Annotated in this window: 1 protein-coding gene; it reads right to left on the reverse strand. The window is 63.3% G+C overall.

Annotated elements, in window-relative coordinates; genetic code table 11:
• Nucleotides 1-57 precede the first annotated feature (57 nt).
• A partial coding sequence (locus R0J87_RS22370) for a hypothetical protein (protein ID WP_498889068.1) occupies nt 58-256 on the reverse strand: 199 nt, incomplete at its 5' end.

The raw sequence follows: 256 nt of genomic DNA on the forward strand, positions 1-256 counted from the left end.
GCCCTGGCGCAGTGTCGGCAAGCGGATTCACTGACGCCCTGTGGAGCTGCCTCGCGCTCAGGCCGGCTGAGGCACGAACTCTTCTCTCAACCTCGCTGAGTAGAGCGCGCATAACGGAGAGCATGAGCGCTCGACATTTCGCGGCAGTTTTGCCGCCGTCAGCGGCTCGCGCGATGATGCAACCCGTACCGGCACTAAAGCCGCCGACGATGAGCAGGAGGGCCAACGCGATGCCCGGGCAATGAGTGATTTCTCT

Source organism: Halomonas sp. SIMBA_159, from assembly GCF_046536035.1.
In the GTDB taxonomy this organism is placed as follows: domain Bacteria; phylum Pseudomonadota; class Gammaproteobacteria; order Pseudomonadales; family Halomonadaceae; genus Vreelandella; species Vreelandella venusta_A.